Origin of the sequence: Streptomyces sp. BA2, assembly GCF_009769735.1 — a bacterium.
Classification (GTDB): Bacteria; Actinomycetota; Actinomycetes; order Streptomycetales; family Streptomycetaceae; genus Streptomyces.
The window spans coordinates 3,387,440-3,402,233 of sequence record NZ_WSRO01000002.1; the positions used below are offsets into that span (position 1 = coordinate 3,387,440).

Consider the following 14,794-nt stretch of genomic DNA (forward strand, 5'->3'; position numbering starts at 1 on the left):
CTGGCGCGTAAGGGGCTTCTGCCTGTCACTTCATACAAGAACGGGTCCGCCGCGCAAAGCGCGACGGACCCGCTGAGATGCCTGTGTGACGCCCGCGCCGGACGGGGCGGCAGCTGAGGCCGTGACTACTTCTTCGCCTTGCCAGGACCGCTGTCGTCACTGGAGAGCACCGCGATGAAGGCTTCCTGCGGCACCTCGACGGAGCCGACCATCTTCATGCGCTTCTTGCCCTCCTTCTGCTTCTCGAGCAGCTTGCGCTTACGCGAGATGTCACCGCCGTAGCACTTGGCGAGGACGTCCTTGCGGATGGCGCGGATGGTCTCGCGGGCGATGACCCGGGAGCCGATCGCGGCCTGGACGGGAATCTCGAAGGCCTGGCGCGGGATGAGCTCGCGCAGCTTGGCGACCAGGCGCACCCCGTACGCGTACGCCGCGTCCTTGTGCGTGACGGCCGAGAAGGCGTCGACCTTGTCGCCGTGCAGCAGGATGTCGACCTTGACGAGCTGGGCGGACTGCTCGCCGGTGGGCTCGTAGTCCAGCGAGGCATAACCGCGCGTCTTGGACTTCAGCTGGTCGAAGAAGTCGAAGACGATCTCGGCGAGGGGGAGCGTGTAGCGGATCTCCACACGGTCCTCGGAGAGGTAGTCCATGCCGAGCAGGGTGCCGCGCCGGTTCTGGCACAGCTCCATGATCGAGCCGATGAACTCGCTGGGCGCGAGGAGCGTGGCGCGCACGACGGGCTCGAAGACCTCGTCGATCTTGCCCTCGGGGAACTCACTCGGGTTGGTGACCGTGTGCTCGGTGCCGTCCTCCATCACCACGCGGTAGACCACGTTCGGAGCGGTGGCGATGAGGTCGAGTCCGAACTCGCGCTCGAGCCGCTCACGGATCACGTCGAGGTGAAGGAGCCCCAGGAAGCCGACACGGAAGCCGAAGCCGAGCGCGGCGGACGTCTCGGGCTCGTAGACGAGCGCGGCGTCGTTGAGCTGCAGCTTGTCGAGGGCCTCGCGCAGGTCCGGGTACTCCGAGCCGTCCAGCGGATAGAGACCCGAGAAGACCATCGGCTTCGGGTCCTTGTAGCCGCCGAGGGCCTCGGTCGCGCCCTTGTGCAGGGAGGTGATCGTGTCACCGACCTTGGACTGACGGACATCCTTCACGCCGGTGATGATGTAGCCCACCTCGCCGACGCCGATGCCGTCGGCCGAGGTCATCTCGGGGGACGACACACCGATCTCGAGCAGCTCGTGCGTGGCACCGGTGGACATCATCCGGATCCGCTCACGCTTGTTGAGCTGGCCGTCGACGACTCGTACGTACGTCACGACGCCTCGGTACGAGTCGTACACCGAGTCGAAGATCATCGCTCGCGCGGGCGCGTCGGCGACGCCGACCGGCGGCGGAACCTCGGCGACGACCTTGTCGAGCAGCGCCTCGACGCCCATGCCGGTCTTCGCGGAGACCTTCAGCACGTCGTCGGGCTCGCAGCCGATGAGGTTCGCGAGCTCCTCGGAGAACTTCTCCGGCTGGGCGGCCGGCAGGTCGATCTTGTTGAGCACCGGGACGATCTTGAGGTCGTTCTCCATCGCCAGGTAGAGGTTGGCGAGAGTCTGCGCCTCGATGCCCTGCGCCGCGTCCACGAGGAGGACCGTGCCCTCACAGGCCGCGAGCGAGCGGGACACCTCGTACGTGAAGTCCACGTGACCCGGGGTGTCGATCATGTTGAGGATGTGGGTCTTGGTCTGCGCGGCGCCCGGGCCCTCCGTGGGGGCCCAGGGCAGACGCACCGCCTGGGACTTGATCGTGATGCCGCGCTCACGCTCGATGTCCATGCGGTCGAGGTACTGGGCGCGCATCTGGCGCTGCTCGACCACACCGGTCAGCTGGAGCATCCGGTCGGCGAGCGTGGACTTGCCGTGGTCGATGTGCGCGATGATGCAGAAATTACGGATCAGAGCCGGGTCGGTACGGCTCGGCTCGGGCACATTTTTAGGGGTCGCGGGCACGCAGGGTCCTGTCTCTTGAGGCGCCTGTCGCCTCGGGTCGGATCTATACGTAGGTTCCATGGTCCCATGGGTGAGGCACTGGGCCTGGTGTGGGCCGGTCCGGGTGGGGGGCGGGCCCGGATTGGGCCGCTCGGAGGGCGGCTGGTAATCTGGGCAGCTGTGTCTCCTTGCCCTCTCGGTACTGAGGCACGTGTCAAAGAAACTCATCTGCAGTACCTCTGCAGAACCTGAACCTGAAAAGGCTCTTTCGTGGCGAACATCAAGTCCCAGATCAAGCGGATCAAGACCAACGAGAAGGCGCGTCAGCGCAACAAGGCGGTCAAGTCTTCCCTGAAGACCGCGATCCGCAGGGCTCGCGAGGCCGTTGCCGCTGGTGACACCCAGAAGGCCGTCGAGGCGACGCGCGAGGCTTCGCGCCAGCTCGACAAGGCCGTCTCCAAGGGCGTCATCCACAAGAACCAGGCCGCCAACAAGAAGTCGGCGCTTGCTTCGAAGGTCGCGACCCTCCAGGGCTGAAACCCTTGCCCCGGCTCGCCGGGGCGCTGATCAATCCTCACCGCGAGGGTAATTCGAGCCCTCTACCTCGAATCGCGGACAGACCACGCAGTACGCCACGCTGCGACAATGCCCCCGGCCCACTCCGGGGGCATTGCTGTGTCCGGGGCGGGGGCGTAAGGGGCGGGGGCGTAAGGGGCGCGGGGAACGGCGCGAGCAACCACGGACTACCCGCACACGAACACCAGCGGACGTACCTCTAGGGGCGCGGGGAACGGCGCGAGCAACCACGGACTACCCGCACACGAACACCGGCGGACGCTTCCTCAGGGGCGCGGGGAACTGCGCGAGCAACCACGGGCTATCCGCGGATTACGAACCGGCGGGTGTGAACGGCTCAAGCTCAGCGCCGCGACCTCGCCGCACGGGCGACGGCGACGACGGCCTTCTCCAGGGCGTACTCGGGGTCGTCGCCTCCGCCCTTGACCCCGGCATCGGCCGCCGCGACAGCGGTCAGAGCCGCCGCCACCCCGTCGGGAGTCCACCCCCGCATCTGCTGGCGGACCCGGTCCACCTTCCAGGGCGGCATACCCAGCTCCCGGGCAAGATCCGCCGGCCGCCCGCCCCTCGCAGAGGACAGCTTCCCGATGGCCCGCACGGCCTGTGCCAACGCACTGGTGATCAGGACGGGGGCGACCCCGGTCGACAAAGACCACCGCAACGCTTCGAGCGCCTCGGCGGCCCGCCCCTCCACCGCACGGTCGGCCACGGTGAAACTGGAGGCCTCGGCCCGGCCCGTGTAATAGCGGCCGACGACGGCCTCGTCGATCGTGCCCTCGACGTCCGCCACCAGCTGGGACACCGCCGAAGCGAGCTCCCGCAGATCGCTGCCGATCGAGTCGACCAGGGCCTGGCACGCCTCGGGCGTGGCCGAACGGCCCAGGCCGCGGAACTCGCTCCGTACGAACGAGAGCCGGTCCGAGGCCTTGGTCATCTTGGGGCAGGCGACCTCACGAGCCCCCGCCTTGCGGGCCGCGTCGAGCAGTCCCTTGCCCTTGGCGCCGCCCGCGTGCAGCAGGACGAGGGTGATCTCCTCGGCCGGCGACGCGAGATACGCCTTCACGTCCTTGATGGTGTCGGCCGACAGATCCTGCGCGTTGCGTACGACCACGACCTTGCGCTCGGCGAAGAGCGAGGGACTGGTCAGCTCGGCGAGCGTGCCGGGCTGCACCTGGTCGGAGGTGAGGTCGCGCACGTCCGTGTCGGCGTCGGACGCACGGGCGGCCGCGACCACCTGCCGCACGGCGCGGTCGAGGAGGAGGTCCTCCTGGCCCACGGCGAGCGTGAGGGGAGCGAGCGGGTCGGCGGTATCTGTCTTCCTGGCCATCGCGGTCAAGCATCCCACGCGGCACTGACAGCCCACCCCGTACGGCCGGTTTCCGGGCGGCTCCCCCCGTACCGGAGAATGGCCAGGTGACCGACGTACGACATGTCCTGGTGCTGCCCGACCGCGATGCCGCGGAGGAAGTGGCCGAAGAACTCCCCGACCGTTTCGGCGTGCGCGAGCAGCCCCAACTCGTCCGTGACGCCCTGGCCGGCGAGGACGACGCCGAGGACGCGCAGTGGCTGGTCGTGGTCGAAGACCCCGAGCGGCGCCTGGACCGCACGGCGCTGGACGAACTGGCGGCTGAGCACGAGGGCTGGCTCGAAGCTCCCTAGGCCCCCCGCGAGGGCCCGGCGTCAGCTCTTGGGCAGGACCTGGATGTCGAGGTCGATCGAGATGCTGGGTCCGATCGCCGCGATGCCACGGGCGAGCATCGTCTGCCAGTTGATCGTGAAGTCGTCGCGATGCAGCTCGGTCGAGGCGCGGCAGGCCACACGGGTCTCCCCCTCAAGGCCGCGCCCCACCCCGAGGTACTCCGTCTCCAGCGTCACCGTGCGCGTCACCCCGTGCAGCGTCAGACCGCCCGTGATCGCCCAGCGGCTACCGCCCTTGTGCACGAAGCGGTCGCTGTAGAACTCCATCGTCGGGAAACGCTCCACGTCGAGGAAGTCCCCGGACCGCAGGTGGTCGTCGCGCATCTTCACCGCGGTGTCGATGGAGGCGGCGTCGATCACGACGTGCATCGCGGAGTCCTCCATGCGCTCCCCCAGCCGTATGGCTCCCGCGAAGCTGTTGAACCGCCCGTGAATACGGGCAAGTCCGATGTGCCGCGCGGTGAAGGCGACCGAGGAGTGCAGGGGATCGATCTCCCAGTCACCGGGCTCGGGCAGCGCCGGGGGCGTGGCTATCTGGAGCATGACGTCACCGAGCGAGGCGTGCGCGCTCTCCCCTACCGTGGCGTTCGCCCGGTACGGAGTGAACCCTTCCGCCGAGACCGCCAAGCGGTAGTCACCGGCCGGAACGGTCGCGACGAACGAACCGAACGGATCAAGTCCCCCACCGACGACCTTGCGCCCCATGGCGTCACTGACCGCGAACTCCGCGTGCCGCACGGGCTCGTTGACGGGGTCGAGCACCCGGCAGCTGAGCACTCCCGCACTGGGCGGAACCGCCACCGCGGAAAGGGGTCCCCCGACCCGCCCGGCTCGTACTGCCCGACCCACTCGTCCTGTCCGTCCTGTCCGTCCTGCCGATCCTGTCCGTCCTGCCTGTCCTGCCTGCCCGGCTCGCCCTGCCTGCCCGACTTGTCCTGCCTGCCTAACTTGTTCTGCTTGCCCGGCTCGGTTCGTCCGGCCGGCTCGGTTCGTACGGTTTCCCAGCCAACGGCCGAACATATGCGACACACCCCCGCGCACCTTGACAACTCCTGTCACGAAGAGGCATTCGATCACCGTTGCGGCATTCGATGCAACACGAACCCACTTCACTGGAATCCTGCGTTAGCACTTGAACTGTCGCGAGTAGCCGAATTGGTCACCCCGAGTGGCGTTTTGGCGGTGGCCACCTCCAAAGTCGGCGCCGCTCCGTCTGACGGCTCGGTCACTGAACCGCCGGTCGGCCCGATGACCGCGATCGCGCCGTTCGTATCCGTCCGCAGCACCTCCGCTCCCCCAGCCCTCAACGCCGCGACCGTGCGGGGTGCCGGGTGTCCGTATGAGTTGTCCCGTCCGCAAGAGATGAGAGCGAGGCGAGGCGAGGCCCGCCGCAGGAGCCCGGGGTCCTGATAGGCCGAGCCGTGGTGGGCGACCTTGAGCACGTCCACGGGTGGCAGCGCCGCCACCGCCGGGGTGCGCGCCAGGGCTCGCTGGGCGGGCGGTTCGAGATCACCGAGCAGGAGCAGGGTCACCCCCTTGGCCCGGACGAGCAGGGTGACGCTGGCGTCGTTCGGGCCATCGGGAGTCGGCGCCGGGCCCGAACCGTCCGCCGTGGGCCAGAGCACCCGCCAGTCGAGGGCGCCGCCACCCGCACGCCGCCGCTCCCCCGCCACGGCGTGGCTCACCTGGATCCCGTGGGCGGCCGCCTGCTCCCGTACGAACCGCGCCTGCTCGGAAGGCTCTTGATACCCCGTCGTCTGGATCGCCCCGACCGAACGCCCCCGCAGTACGCCCGGCAGGCCCGCCACATGATCGGCATGGAAATGCGTCAACAGCACCAGAGGCACACGGGTCACGCCGAGCGAACGCAGACAGCGGTCCACGAGCACCGGGTCGGGCCCCGCGTCGACGACCACCCCCGCCCCGTCACCGGCGGCGAGCACAGTGGCGTCCCCCTGGCCCACGTCACACATCGCGAACCGCCAGCCCGGCGGCGGCCAGCCCGCGATCACCCGGGTGAGGGGCGGAGGTTGGACGATCGCCAGGAGGAGCAGCAGGGCGCAGGCCACGCTGAGCCAGGGGTGCCTGACGAGCCTGCGGCCGACCAGCACCACGCCGACCGTGGCGAGGGCGAGCAGCAGACCGCCGTGCCAACCGCCGGGCCAGTCGACCCCACTGCCGGGCAGAGCCGCGCCCGTGCGGGCGATGTCCGCGATCCACCCGGCCGGCCAACTCGCGCCCCAAGCCAAGGCCTTGGCGACCGGCATCGCCAACGGCGCCGTCGCCAGCGTGGCGAAGCCGAGGACCGTGGCAGGCGCGACGGCCACCTCCGCGAGGAGGTTGCAGGGCACCGCCACCAGGCTCACCCGTGCCGCGATGACGGCGACGACCGGAGCGCACACCGCCTGCGCGGCAGCCGCGGCGGCCAACGCCTCGGCCAGGCGCGGAGGAACCCGGCGTCCTTGCAGGGCCGCGCTCCACCTCGGGGCGAGGGTGAGCAGGGCTCCGGTGGCGAGGACGGAGAGCAGAAAGCCGGGGCTCCGGGCAAGCCACGGGTCGTACAGGACCAGCAGCAGTACGGCGGCGGCCAGGGCCGGGATCAGCGACCGGCGCCGCCCGGTGCCGATGGCCAGCAGTGCGATCAGCCCGCAGGCCGCGGCCCGCAGCACGCTCGGGTCCGGCCGGCAGACGATGACGAAGCCGAGGGTGAGGGCGCCACCGATCAACGCCGTCGCCCGCAGCGAGATCCCCAACCGTGGGGCGATTCCACGTCGTTCAGCGCGCTGGGCGAGGCTGGGCGGGCCGATGAGCAGGGCGAGGACGATCGTGAGGTTGGCTCCGCTCACCGCCAGGAGGTGCGTCAGGTCGGTCACCTTGAAGGCCTCTTCCAGCTCGGGCGGCACGCGCGAGGTGTCCCCGACCACCAGCCCCGGCAACAGTGCCCGGGCGTCGGGCGGCAATCCGTCCGTGGCCTCCCGCAACCCGCCCCGCAACCGTCCCGCCAGACGCTGCGGTCCTGACGGCGCCTCGATCACCCGCGGCGCCGGCTCTCCGGACACCCGAAGCACCGCAGCGACGCGGTCGCCCCGCGGCAAGGGTGGCGCGAGGCGCGCCTGGACACGAAGCCTGGTGGAGGGCAGGAGCGAGAGCCAACGGGCCCTGGGCCAGGGACCGGCGGAATCCCCCTCGTCCTCATCCCCGCTGGCGCTCCCGGCGAAGACCAGGGCCGGGGTGCGGGTCACGGAGGTACTCCCATCCGTCGACGTGACCCGGACGATCTCCGCATCCAACATGACGGAGGGCGGCAGGGCGTGGGCCCCCGTCACACGGGGCCGGGTCAGCCGGGGGTCGGAGGTGACCTCCAACTCGACCTCCGCTTCTGCATATTGCCTCGCCAGGCCAGGGACTGGGCCCCGGTGCAGGTCTGTCCCATGCAGTGCCGCGGAGGTAGCGCCCGCCGCGGCACAGAGGAGGACAGCCGCCACCGAGACCCGCCGCCAGGGCTGCCGTCGCCTTGAGCCGTCGGCCGGCTCTGTCGCACTCCGCCGTCCTTCACCCTCCGGTCGCCCCCGCACCGTCCAGGCCACCAACAGGGCGCTCGCCACCGCCACGCAGGCCACCACGGCTGCGATCACCCACCGAGGCGGAGCATCCAGCGCCACGGCCGCGGTCCCCCACGCCGCGAGGGCGGGCGGCACGAGGCGCAGGTCCAGCGGGCCCTCAAGGCGAGGGTGGGAGTCCCCCGGCCGATGCCCGGGCGGGGCGTGAACGGTGGGGTGGCCCGGGGCCGCTGGGGTCCCCGGCGCGACGGCCGCCCGGCTCACCGCCCTCATGGCCGCACGAGATTCTGCAGGTCGGCATAGCGTTTGTCGCCGATTCCATTGACCTCGCGCAGTTCGTCCACCGAGCGGAAGCCGCCGTGTTCCGTGCGGTAGTCGATGATGTGCTGGGCCAGCACGGGGCCGACGCCCGGCAGTTCGTCGAGCTGCTCGGCGGTGGCTGTGTTGAGGCCGACCGGGGCGGCTGGGCTCGCGCCCGTCGACCCCGCGGCCGCCCCCGCGCCAGGTCCGGCGGGAGCTGCCGGTGCTGCCGGTGCTGCCGGTGCTGCCGGTGCTGCCGTCACCGGAGCGCCCACCACCACCTGTTCGCCGTCGATGAGCAGACGGGCACGGTTCAGGCCGTCCGTGTCCGTGCCGGGGCGGACTCCACCCGCGGCCTTCAGTGCGTCGGCGACTCTGGAACCCGCGGGCATCCGCAGGATTCCGGGGCTGCGGACCTTGCCGCTGACGTCCACGACGATCCCGCCGGCCGCCGACCGGCCCCTGCCCTCTGGAGCAGGCGCGGCTCCCGGCGACGGAGACGGCTCCGCGTTCCGATCGGGCGCCGCGCCGACCACGTCCGGTGCCCGCACCGGCTGTGTCCGCCCTGCCCAGAAGTGCTGGGTGGCGAAGACCGCCGCGAGGACGAGGACCACCAGGAGCGCGACCAGACTCCGCCGCTCAAGGCCGCAGCGCAGCTGCAGCCACAACGGCAACCGCTCCCGCACAACAAGCCCCACCCGCCCCCGCAAGGGCGCCCCCACCCCACCACCATCCACAGGCTGCGGCTGCGGCTGCGGCTGCGGCTGCGGCTGCGGAGGAGCCTGAGACCCCGCCACTGACTCCCGCTGCCGCACCCCCTGCACCCGGACCTGCGGCACGGCGACGCCCTCCGCCAGCGACACCGACCGCGCCTGCCGCTCCAACTGCGGCACCGTCACACCCTCCGCCTGCGGCTGCCGTACGACCTGCGGCACCGTCACGGCCTCCGGCTCCGGCCACGCCCCCGAACCAGGCTTCCTCCCTGCCTGCGGTGCCGGCCGCGAGCTTCGCGTAACACGCGGCTGAGGCAGCGGTTCCGGCTCCGGCTGCTGCCCCGCGGCCTCCAGCACCGGCTGGCGCCACCGCAGGGCCTGCCTCTGCGACTGCGGGGCGGCCTGCGGCTGAGGCAGAGCCGGGTCCCCCGGACCCCGCCTCGACTCGGGCTCCGGCTCCGGCTCCGGCTCCGGCTCCGGCTCCGGCTCCGGCTCCGGCTCGGGCTCGGGCCCAGCCTGCGACCGCCGCACAGCCTCAGATCGCTCCCGCTCCCGCTCCTGCGGCCCCTGCTCCCGGACCGGCCCAAGCTCAAGCCCTAGCCCGGACCCCGCCCCCAGCGGTACATCCGGCGGCGCGCCCGACCTCAATCCCCCTCCATCACCGGCCCCTTCAGGCCCGGCAGTGAAGAGTGACTCCGCGCGCCGCCGCAACGCCTGCGCTTCCGCCGAGGCATGTCTGCGCCGGGCCGCCCTCCTGCGGGCGTGGCGGTATCGCGCGCGGCCGTCGGACGCGGGGGCTCGCCCTGGTCCGCTCGTCGCGGCAGGTTTCCGTGAAAGTGATCGAAGTGTCATGCCAACGACGCTAGGCACCGCGGCACAATTAAGTTGATCTTGGTCAATTCCCGTGGATTACCCGGGAGTTGTGGATAACTCCGTCACCCACACCCACTCAACGCCCCTCACCAGGGCGAAACCACAGCCCCCAACAACCCCGGCCCCGTATGCGCCCCGATCACCGCGCCGACCTCGCTCACATGCAGCTCCGCGAGGCCTGGTACCCGGTCCCTGAGGCGGTCCGCGAGGGTGGATGCCCGTTCCGGGGCCGCCAGGTGATGCACCGCGATGTCGACGCGGTTCGACCCGGCCCGCTCGACCACGATCTCCTCGAGCCGGGCGATCGCCTTGGACGCCGTCCGCACCTTCTCCAGCATCTCGATGCGCCCGCCGTCCAGCTGAAGCAGGGGCTTCACGGCCAGCGCCGAGCCCAACAGGGCCTGTGCGGCGCCGATCCGGCCGCCACGGCGCAGATAGTCCAGTGTGTCGACGTAGAAGTACGCGGACGTGTTCGCGGCCCGTTTCTCCGCCGCCGTCACCGCCTCGTCCACCGAGCCGCCCGACTCCGCGGCCTCCGCCGCCGCGAGCGCGCAGAAGCCGAGGGCCATCGCGACCATCCCGGTGTCCACCACCCGCACAGGCACCGGCGCGTCCTTCGCGGCGAGGACCGCCGCGTCGTACGTGCCCGAGAACTCGGCGGACAGATGCAGCGAGACGATGGCCGTCGCGCCCGACTCGGCGACCTTGCGATAGGTCTCCGCGAAGACTTCCGGGCTCGGCCGCGATGTGGTCACGGAACGCCGTTTCTGCAGCGCCAGGGCCAGGGAGCGGGCGGAGATCTCGGTGCCCTCTTCGAGCGCCTGGTCGCCGATGACCACGGTCAGAGGTACCGACGTGATGCCGTGCCGCTCCATCGTCCGCTGCGGCAGATAGGCCGTTGAATCCGTGACGATCGCGACATGACGGGACATGCGGTGGAGATTACCTGCCTGGGCCCGACGGCGGCAGCCCGACCCCTCGCGGGTCAGTCTGCCAGCCGCGCTCCCGGCCGTGCCAGGTCGCCCGCGCAGTCGCCCGCGCAGTCGCCCCCGCGGTCACGTCGTGCTCTCGGGCCTGGTCTGCTTCTCCCAGGAGTAGACGGGCCGCGGCGTCGGCGGCGTGATGGCCGGCCGCGCCGACTCCTCCGCCGGCGATGAGGACCGCTTCGCCTGTTCCGCCTGCTCCGACGGCTCCGTCCACGTCTGCTCGGCACCCTTGCCCGCGTCCGCCGCCTGCTCCGGCTCGGGCCACGCGGCGGGCGTCTGCGTGGGCGAGGGCTCCTTCGTCCAGTGCCGCAGCGCGCCCGTCTCCAGGTCGATCTGCGAGCTCAGCGAGTCCAGGTCGTCGTCGGCGAACCGGTGGGACCGGTCGCGCACCGCCCACCGCAGCGAGTCCGCCGACTTGGTGATCTGCTCCGTACGCTCCCGCAGCGCGGGGAGCCGCGCGGCCAGGGACGTCTTGTCGGGGTCGCGCTCAAGGCGCCGGAGGTCGTCGTCCAGCTCGTGCCCATGCGTGCTGAGCCGCTCGAAGAGCCCCAGGGACTCCTTCAGCGAGGCGTCTTCGACCACGCCCGCCTGCAGGGCCTCCTGTGTGGCCCGCATCGACGTGCGCAACTTGAGCCGCAACTGGGCCAGTTCGCCGGCCGCGCCCACCTGGGCGAAGCTCCTGGCGCGCAGCGTCGTGTCCTCCACCGAACGGCGCGCCTGCGAGATCGTGCGGTCCACGCCACGCTTGGCGGCGCCGACCGCCTTCACCGTCATGTACGCACCAAAGACCACGAACAGCAATACGAGCAGCGCCACGATCACGCCCACGGCTTCCATGACGCTCCTCCCAGGTCCTGCGGCGAGTTCCGCACCGACTCTTCAACGGTAAACGCAAAGGGCAGGCCGAGGGTTCCAACGGAACCCCCAACCTGCCCGTAGGGGACTACCCTCATGCCCCCTCGCGTGCCTCGCGTGCCTCGCGCCGGGCGCTACGCCGGAACGATGTTCACCAGCTTCGGCGCCCGCACGATGACCTTGCGGATCCCGGCGCCGTCCATCGCGGCCAGCACCCTCTCGTCCCCCAGGGCCACCTTCTCCAGCTCCTCGTCCGAGATCGACGGGGAGACCTCCAGGCGCGCCCTGACCTTGCCCTTGATCTGCACGACGCAGGTCACGGTCTCGTCGACGACGTACGCCGGGTCGGCGACGGGGAAGTCCTGGTGGACGACCGAGTCGGTGTGGCCCAGCTTGCGCCACAGCTCCTCGCCGACGTGGGGGGCCAGCGGAGCGATCAGCAGCACCAGGCGCTCGGCGACCGAGCGCGGCAGCGTGCCGCCCTCCTTGGTCAGGTAGTTGTTCAGCTCGGTGATCTTGGCGATGGCGGTGTTGAACCGCATGCCGTCCAGGTCCTGGCGCACGCCGTCGATCGCCTTGTGCAGGGCGCGCAGCGTGCCCTCGGCGATGTCGGACTCCGCGACGTCCGCGACCGTGACCTCACCGGTCGACTCGTCGACGATCAGACGCCACATGCGCTGCAGCAGGCGGTACTGGCCGACCACCGCGCGCGTGTCCCACGGGCGCGAGACGTCCAGCGGGCCCATCGCCATCTCGTACAGGCGCAGGGTGTCCGCGCCGTACTCCTCGCAGATCTCGTCCGGAGTGACGGCGTTCTTCAGGGACTTGCCCATCTTGCCCAGCTCGCGCTTGACCGGCTCGCCCTCGAAGAAGTACTGGCCGTCGCGCTCCTCGACCTCGGTCGCCTGGACCGGGAAGCCGCGGCTGTCGCGGTACACGTAGGCCTGGATCATGCCCTGGTTGAACAGCTTGTGGAACGGCTCGGAGGACGAGATGTGCCCCAGGTCGAACAGCATCTTCGACCAGAAGCGGGCGTACAGCAGGTGCAGCACCGCGTGCTCGGCACCGCCCACGTACAGGTCGACGCCACCGGTCGGCTGCCCCTCGCGCGGGCCCATCCAGTACTGCTCGACGGCCGGGTCGACCAGCTTCTGGTCGTTGTGCGGGTCCAGGTAGCGCAGCTCGTACCAGCACGAACCGGCCCAGTTGGGCATGGTGTTGGTCTCGCGGCGGTACTTCTTGGGCCCGTCGCCCAGGTCCAGGGTGACGTTGACCCAGTCCTCGTTGCGGGACAGCGGCGTCTCCGGAGAGGTGTCCGCGTCGTCCGGGTCGAAGGTGCGCGGGGAGTAGTCCTCGACCTCCGGCAGCTCCAGGGGCAGCATCGACTCGGGCAGCGAGTGGGCGACGCCGTCCTCGTCGTAGACGATCGGGAAGGGCTCGCCCCAGTAGCGCTGGCGGCTGAACAGCCAGTCGCGCAGGCGGAAGTTGACGGTGCCCTCGCCGATGCCGCGCGTGGCCAGCCAGCCGGTGATCCGTGCCTTGGCACCGGCGACGTCCAGGCCGTCCAGCGAGATCTCCTCGTTCGAGGAGTTGACCAGCTTCGCCTCGTAGGAGGAGAAGGCGTCGTCCCACGTCGCCGTGTCGGTACCGCGGCCGTCCGAGGGCTCGACCACGCAGTGCATCGGCAGGTGGAAGGCGCGGGCGAAGGCGAAGTCGCGGCTGTCGTGCGCCGGGACGGCCATGATCGCGCCGGTGCCGTAGCCCATCAGGACGTAGTCGGCGATGAAGACCGGGACCTGCTCGCCGCTGACCGGGTTGGTGGCGTAGACGCCGGTGAAGACGCCGGTCTTCTCCTTGGCGTCGGCCTGGCGCTCCACGTCGGACTTGGAGGCGGCGAACGCGCGGTACTTGGCGACGGCCTCGGCCGGGGTGGCGTGCCCGCCGGTCCACGTCTCGTGGGTGCCCTCGGGCCAGGCGTCGGGGACGACCTTGTCGACCAGCTCGTGCTCGGGCGCCAGGACCATGTAGGTGGCGCCGAACAGCGTGTCCTGGCGGGTGGTGAAGACGGTGATCGCGTCGCCGTCCTCGGAGCCGACCGGGAAGTCGACGCGGGCGCCTTCGGAGCGGCCGATCCAGTTGCGCTGCTGCAGCTTGATGGCCTCGGGCCAGTCCAGGCCGTCCAGGTCGTCCAGCAGGCGGTCCGCGTACGCCGTGATGCGCATGTTCCACTGACGCAGCTTGGCCTTGAAGACGGGGAAGTTGCCGCGCTCGGACCGGCCGTCGGCGGTGACCTCCTCGTTCGCCAGGACGGTGCCCAGGCCGGGGCACCAGTTGACGGGCGCGTCGGACGCGTATGCCAGGCGGAACTCGCCCAGTACCTCAGCGCGCTCCGCGGCGTTCAGCTCGCTCCACGCGCGCGTGGTGCCCGGTACGGCACGCTCACCGCTGTCGAACTGCGCGACCAGGTCGGCGATCGGACGGGCCTTCTTCGCCTCCTCGTCGTACCAGGAGTTGAAGATCTGTACGAAGATCCACTGGGTCCACTTGTAGTAGTCCGGGTCGATCGTCGCGAAGGAGCGGCGATTGTCGTGGCCCAGGCCCAGACCGCGCAGCTGCGTCTTCATGTTCTCGATGTTGGCCTCGGTGGAGACCCGGGGGTGCGTGCCCGTCTGCACGGCGTACTGCTCGGCGGGCAGGCCGAAGGCGTCGAAGCCCAGGGTGTGCAGGACGTTGTGGCCCGTCATGCGCTGGAAGCGCGCGTAGACGTCCGTGGCGATGTAGCCCAGCGGGTGGCCGACGTGCAGGCCGGCGCCGGAGGGGTACGGGAACATGTCCATGATGAACTTCTTGGGCTTGGCGACCAGCGCGGCCTGCGCGGCCGACGCCTCGGCGGACGGCGCCAGGTCACCGCTCGGGTTCGGCGCCTCGTACGTGCCGTCGGCGTCCCAGAAGTCCTGCCAGCGTGCCTCGATGTCGGCGGCCAGGGCGGCCGTGTAGCGGTGCGGTGCGGCCACCTCGGAGGCGGCAGCAGAATTCGTCTCGCTCATGATCCTCAAAGCTCCATCGATCGTCTCTGCCTGCGGAAATGACCGTCCTGGCCAAATGAAAAATCCCCTCACACAGGAGGGGACGCCGCGCCGATGCCGACCGTGATTTTCCGGCGGTCGGGACTGATCAGCGCGGCCCGCTAAGCAGAAGGCGTACGGCACGCATGGCGTCAGGGTACCGCAGCGCTCGCGCCGCCCGCGACG

At 70.6% G+C, this 14,794-nt stretch carries 10 protein-coding genes; 2 read left to right on the forward strand and 8 right to left on the reverse strand.

The annotated features are described in order from the left end of the window. Positions 1–125: 125 nt before the first annotated feature. Positions 126–2,003, reverse strand: a complete 1,878-nt coding sequence (lepA, locus tag E5671_RS17960; protein ID WP_160504980.1) for a translation elongation factor 4 — start codon at positions 2,001–2,003, stop codon at positions 126–128. A gap of 249 nt (positions 2,004–2,252) precedes the next feature. On the opposite strand from lepA, the gene rpsT reads away from it, so the two are divergent. Further along, positions 2,253–2,519 carry a 30S ribosomal protein S20 gene (gene rpsT / locus E5671_RS17965; RefSeq protein ID WP_160504981.1) on the forward strand — a complete coding sequence of 89 codons (267 nt, stop codon included), beginning with the start codon at positions 2,253–2,255 and terminating at the stop codon, positions 2,517–2,519. 382 nt (positions 2,520–2,901) lie between these two features. Here the strand turns inward: rpsT and holA are convergent, their stop codons facing one another. Beyond that, positions 2,902–3,885 carry a DNA polymerase III subunit delta gene (gene holA / locus E5671_RS17970; RefSeq protein ID WP_160504982.1) on the reverse strand — a complete coding sequence of 328 codons (984 nt, stop codon included), beginning with the start codon at positions 3,883–3,885 and terminating at the stop codon, positions 2,902–2,904. Positions 3,886–3,971: 86 nt separating this feature from the next. Here holA and E5671_RS17975 point away from each other — a divergent pair, with 86 nt between their 5' ends. Next, positions 3,972–4,217 carry a hypothetical protein gene (locus E5671_RS17975; RefSeq protein WP_160504983.1) on the forward strand — a complete coding sequence of 82 codons (246 nt, stop codon included), beginning with the start codon at positions 3,972–3,974 and terminating at the stop codon, positions 4,215–4,217. A 21-nt stretch (positions 4,218–4,238) separates the two neighbouring features. On the opposite strand, the gene E5671_RS17980 is transcribed toward E5671_RS17975, so the two are convergent. The 6 genes from E5671_RS17980 to leuS all read right to left on the reverse strand — a co-directional run bounded on the left by E5671_RS17980 (position 4,239) and on the right by leuS (position 14,590). After that, positions 4,239–5,057 (reverse strand): YceI family protein, encoded by an 819-nt coding sequence (locus E5671_RS17980; protein ID WP_443032649.1) that lies wholly within the window; start codon positions 5,055–5,057, stop codon positions 4,239–4,241. Positions 5,058–5,365: 308 nt separating this feature from the next. Then, a complete protein-coding gene (locus E5671_RS17985; protein ID WP_160504984.1) occupies positions 5,366–8,089 on the reverse strand; it encodes a ComEC/Rec2 family competence protein in 2,724 nt (907 codons plus the stop codon). After that, positions 8,086–9,057: a ComEA family DNA-binding protein gene (locus tag E5671_RS17990; RefSeq protein ID WP_336605780.1), complete on the reverse strand. Its 972-nt coding sequence runs from the start codon at positions 9,055–9,057 to the stop codon at positions 8,086–8,088. The genes E5671_RS17985 and E5671_RS17990 overlap by 4 nt, the downstream gene beginning before the upstream one ends. Positions 9,058–9,788: 731 nt before the next feature. Further along, entirely contained in the window at positions 9,789–10,634 is an 846-nt protein-coding gene (locus tag E5671_RS17995; protein WP_160504985.1) for a DegV family protein, read from the reverse strand. A 123-nt stretch (positions 10,635–10,757) separates the two neighbouring features. Further along, entirely contained in the window at positions 10,758–11,525 is a 768-nt protein-coding gene (locus tag E5671_RS18000; RefSeq protein ID WP_160504986.1) for a hypothetical protein, read from the reverse strand. A gap of 152 nt (positions 11,526–11,677) precedes the next feature. After that, on the reverse strand, positions 11,678–14,590 hold the full coding sequence (gene leuS, locus E5671_RS18005; protein ID WP_160504987.1) for a leucine--tRNA ligase: 2,913 nt from the start codon (positions 14,588–14,590) through the stop codon (positions 11,678–11,680). Positions 14,591–14,794: the final 204 nt, after the last annotated feature.